1 protein-coding gene is annotated in these 290 nt (G+C 59.3%); it reads left to right on the forward strand.

What is annotated here, in order from left to right:
- A partial coding sequence (locus tag F0L46_RS26490) for a hypothetical protein (RefSeq protein WP_188312172.1) occupies window positions 1-290 on the forward strand: 290 nt, incomplete at both ends.

Below are 290 nucleotides of genomic sequence, written 5' to 3' on the forward strand. Positions count from 1 at the left end.
TTTGTTGATTCCGTGCACATTGGTGAGGCGAACAAGCCCGACATGGTGATGCCGAACGCTGCGGAAGTGATGGCTGCGGTGACGGAGACTCGGTCGACATTTACGCGTGCAGATGTGGTCGAGGCCGCTGCTGGTTTGGTTCCGGCAGGTATGGATCGCGCGCTGATTCTTGAGCGCGTGGAGCAGTTAGTGGATGAGATTTTTACTACCGGTGTGGCCTGGAGTGTCACCCCGGAGCGGGCGCGTGAGTACAACCGGGCAATGCGGGAGGGTTCGCAACGGTTCACCAC

Source organism: Salinarimonas soli (assembly GCF_008386575.1).
In the GTDB taxonomy this organism is placed as follows: domain Bacteria; phylum Pseudomonadota; class Alphaproteobacteria; order Rhizobiales; family Beijerinckiaceae; genus Salinarimonas_A; species Salinarimonas_A soli.